We start from the raw sequence: 3,800 nt of genomic DNA on the forward strand, positions 1-3,800 counted from the left end.
ATCATCAGAATTATATTCTAAAAGCAGGTATTTTTATCATTTTAAACAGATAAACAGGGGTTATTTTAACACATAAATCAAAATAATATTCTGATTATAGGTTTTAACAGAAACAGGCTGTTGAATCCCGGGAAACTCTGAATCATTCTTTTGTGTGTCTTGCTCACCTGAAAAGAAAATCCTGATTACGCAGGTTAATACTTTTCCTTACGTAAAGCTTACGGGCACATCTTTACAAAAGTTGGATGAATTGGTTTGATCACCTTTGCATCATCAAAACAAAAACACTTTATAAGCAAATGAATATGCGCTCTAAAATCACCGTTCTGTTCTTCGCCCTCATGATGTCGGTAGCTGCTTTCGCTGATTCTCCTACATCTTTAACGGTTACGTCAGCATCAGCTCACGTGTACAAAGTTTATTACAAGGCCAACGAAGCAGGTAAAGTAAGAGTATCAATCATCAACAACAGCAACAAGGCTGTGTTTAGCGAAGTATTGAACAATGTAGCATCATTCGTTCGTCCTTATAACTTCAGCGAGCTTCCTGAAGGAGAATATACCATTGTAGTGGAAGACAAAAATGGCAAGCAGGTTGAAAAAGTTCAGTATTCTATGAGCAAAATCACCAGCTTTATTTCTGTTACTGAAAAAGCTAACGATCCTAATAAATATATACTCAACGTAGTGAATAACGGAACAGACGTTGTATCTGTAAAGATCTTCGCTGCCGAGAATCTGCTGCACGAGCAAACACTTCAAGTAACGGGCAACTTCGGTCAGGTTTATAACCTGAGCTCGGTTCGCACTACTAACGATATGAAGATCACATTTGTGGTAACAACCAGTGCCGGCACCACCAGAACCATTGAATTCTAATCCTGATCTGGCCTTCCGAAAATAAACAGAAAGCCACCGTTGCGGTGGCTTTCTTAATTTTATACTATATTTTATACTATCGCTATTTATCTATAGCTATCGTTGATTACGAACGGAACCACTTCCAGAATTTGCCAAGCCACGTTTTAGGCGTTTTGCTCATATCGTGCTCCGACATTTCCACCACGGGCTCGTTCACCATGCGCATTGGTTTGGTGGGCACAGAGGCCTTTACGCGATTTTGATAGTATAGCGTTTTGCGCTCTTTCTCGCGCTTAATTTCCTCCTGGCGCTTCTGTTCTGCTTCACGTTGTTCGCGTTCACGCTGCACCGCCACCGGATTCTTTCTCGGGCGATTATCCTGACGATCCTGCCTGAAGTGCTTCTTCCCTTCCCGTGTGTGCCTGCGCGGAGTTACCGGTTCTGACGTGGTCTTTTCTTCTGAGGCCGCTGCAGTCTCTTCTTCAGGCTTGATTTCCTTTTTCTTAAGCTGAGGCAATTCAATTTTACCTAACACTTTTAAACCCGCCAGCTCTACCTTCGGAGCTTTGATCAACTCCGGCTTTTCGTCTGCAACTACAGGTTCTGATGTTGTATCTTTCACTACATCTGTTGTATCTTCCGCTACATCAACTACAGCATGCACTGGCTCTTGTTGTGCCGTTTCTTCCACTTCTACTACAGCAGCCGGCGCGGGCGTTTCTGTTACTGCTTCTGCTGTTTCCTCTTCGGGTATGCTCAACAGTTCGTCATGCAGATGTGGAGCAAAGTGTTGTATTACCCGTTGAAGGTTATCGGCTTCCACGCGTGTATTGGCCCCCTCTTCGATCTGTATATTCTTTGTTGCCAGAAATTCAACGATGTCGGCAGGCCTTACGGTGAGCTTTCTTGCCAGTTGTCCTAATCTCATTGGATTATTACGAATTAAATCACACTGCAAATATACCGAGAGATCGATGAAATGAAACTGCTTCGCTCGCATTTAGCTGCAAGCTGGCTATTCACCCAGGTTCCTGCGCCATTGTTTCTTCTCAGAAAGTTGTTTCTTCTTTTTAATACGCTCCTGAACAGAGCCTTTGGACGGTTTAGTGGCTTTGCGCGCCTTCTTTCTCTCAAAGGCTTTTGTTATTGCTTTCTCAAATTTCGCAATAGCGGCTTCTTTATTCTGTAACTGCGAACGTTTGTCTTGTGAGATGATCACCAACATGCCATCGGTAGTCATGCGGGTTGCCAATTTCCGGGACACTAACTCTTTTTCTTCCGGCGTTAATACCGCGGAGTTCATCACATCAAACTTCAGCGTAACCTTCGTGTTTACCTTGTTTACATTCTGTCCGCCCGGTCCGCTGCTGCGAGACGTGCTGAATACTAATTCTTTTAATAGCGATGCCGCATTCATAGCGCTAATATACGGAACGGATGTGTGAGGGCGTTGTAGCGCGGATGTAAGGGGCAGCTGGCTGCTGGCTACAAGCTGCTGGCTGGTTATTTAGTAAGGAATCGATACTGGTAATAGAACGTTTTGCTTCGTTCTACTTTTGTACGATTACATAGCAACGGGAAAACCTGATCCTGATCGTTTGCCTAAAACAATACAAAGAGATTCCGGATGCTTGCCGAGTCAGAGCAAGAAGAAGAAGTAACTCCTCTCCACTTTCCTTCTTCTATTCTGTTACTTCTTTACTTTCTCACTCCTTAGTAGTTAAAACTACCTTGGCATCTTTATCAATCGCTTGTATATTCTTGTACTTCTTTACTAGTATACTTTCCCTGTCACCTTCTCTCAAAATGCTGATCCAGAATCTCCGCTACTTCCTGTTTAAATAGTTGCTTGCATCCTTCCACCAGGTCTAACCGATTGGTTTCTATATAGCGCAGCACTTGCGCGTAGTCGGTGCGTTTGGTAAAGAAGTAATCGCGCAGCTCGGTGATGAGATAATTCGTTTTTGCCAGGTCGTTCAGTTCCTGGTAATACTCTCCTTTCACAAAATTCTTGATGCCATTTTCTGTCAATATGAGATGGATCAGTCGCTGGCGCATGTTCTGTACGGTATTGATATGATCGATGCGATAGGTTTCGAGCGGATCAAACTCAAGCGACATTTCATTGAGGCATAGCTGCATGCATGTATCGATCTCGGCATAAAATATAGCCGCATCCACGTTACTATTCTCATGCTCCAGTATTTGCTGAAAAACAGAACGATAACGTTCGAGCATAATGCCGGCATGTTGCAGCTCGATAAGTTTGCTTCTGACCTGCAGCACCTTTTGCGCATTGGCTTTGATATGAAAACGATGATATATATAGTCTTCAATGCCGGTATCCGTCAGCAGACGGTCGATCAGGTTCTTTCTGGAGTGCTGCAGTATTTCGCGCACCTGAAGAGGCACCAGGCTCATATCCTTGTCCTCAATCTTGTGAATACCATTGAATATTTTAACCGTTCTCATATCTAATTAATTTAGTTAATACAAAACTAAATAAAACTAATAATATTAGTTAATATAATCATCAATTATTTATTTTGCTTCTGATTATCAAGCGCTTGAAAGCCGCAGAAACAGGCTTTTAAACTGTATTTCAACGTAAGTCATGGCATTACCACCCAAAGACAGAAAGCATTTCGAATCTGCTATTCCCAACGATCTCCGGTTGTTTGAAGCAACAGATATTGACCGGATGTTTACCTATATGGAAGAGACGTTTCATTTAAGTAAAAAATGGAAGACGGTCTTTTCGCTTGAATTGCAAAAGACGGAGCGATCTATATCGGAGCAGGAGTTCTTCTTTCGCTTTGCACGCAAGCATCTTGATCCTCCGTTGCAGCAATTGTTGGTGCGTCAAGACTCCGTGGTGTTTGCTATGGCGCGCTTCCTGATTCGTGATAGAATTCGCGAGAAGCGTAAGGAAGCGGAAGG

5 protein-coding genes are annotated in these 3,800 nt (G+C 43.0%); 2 read left to right on the forward strand and 3 right to left on the reverse strand.

All coding sequences use genetic code 11. The features are described 5' to 3' along the window. The first annotated feature begins 305 nt into the window (after positions 1-305). On the forward strand, positions 306-878 hold the full coding sequence (locus V7Q33_RS09135; RefSeq protein ID WP_333819644.1) for a hypothetical protein: 573 nt from the start codon (positions 306-308) through the stop codon (positions 876-878). A 106-nt stretch (positions 879-984) separates the two neighbouring features. Here V7Q33_RS09135 and V7Q33_RS09140 read toward each other — a convergent pair whose 3' ends face one another. The 3 genes from V7Q33_RS09140 to V7Q33_RS09150 all read right to left on the reverse strand — a co-directional run bounded on the left by V7Q33_RS09140 (position 985) and on the right by V7Q33_RS09150 (position 3,332). Continuing rightward, positions 985-1,788, reverse strand: coding sequence for a hypothetical protein (locus V7Q33_RS09140; RefSeq protein WP_333819646.1), 804 nt, complete (start codon positions 1,786-1,788; stop codon positions 985-987). Between the two features lie 87 nt (positions 1,789-1,875). Further along, a complete protein-coding gene (arfB, locus tag V7Q33_RS09145; RefSeq protein ID WP_331978030.1) occupies positions 1,876-2,277 on the reverse strand; it encodes an alternative ribosome rescue aminoacyl-tRNA hydrolase ArfB in 402 nt (133 codons plus the stop codon). A 374-nt stretch (positions 2,278-2,651) separates the two neighbouring features. Next, positions 2,652-3,332 carry a hypothetical protein gene (locus V7Q33_RS09150; protein ID WP_331978028.1) on the reverse strand — a complete coding sequence of 227 codons (681 nt, stop codon included), beginning with the start codon at positions 3,330-3,332 and terminating at the stop codon, positions 2,652-2,654. A 142-nt stretch (positions 3,333-3,474) separates the two neighbouring features. Between V7Q33_RS09150 and V7Q33_RS09155 the strand changes: the two genes are divergently transcribed. After that, positions 3,475-3,800 (forward strand): hypothetical protein (locus V7Q33_RS09155; RefSeq protein WP_333819648.1); only part of this gene is annotated, 326 nt, incomplete at its 3' end.

The sequence above is a fragment of the Ohtaekwangia sp. genome, assembly GCF_036786105.1.
Classification (GTDB): domain Bacteria; phylum Bacteroidota; class Bacteroidia; order Cytophagales; family Cyclobacteriaceae; genus Ohtaekwangia.

Bases quoted from the DNA above. Each gene is read 5' to 3' on its own strand.
- arfB (WP_331978030.1), bottom strand. From the start codon at position 2,277: ATGAATGCGGCATCGCTATTAAAAGAATTAGTATTCAGCACGTCTCGC.
- V7Q33_RS09150 (WP_331978028.1), bottom strand. From the start codon at position 3,332: ATGAGAACGGTTAAAATATTCAATGGTATTCACAAGATTGAGGACAAG.
- V7Q33_RS09140 (WP_333819646.1), bottom strand. From the start codon at position 1,788: ATGAGATTAGGACAACTGGCAAGAAAGCTCACCGTAAGGCCTGCCGAC.
- V7Q33_RS09135 (WP_333819644.1), top strand. From the start codon at position 306: ATGCGCTCTAAAATCACCGTTCTGTTCTTCGCCCTCATGATGTCGGTA.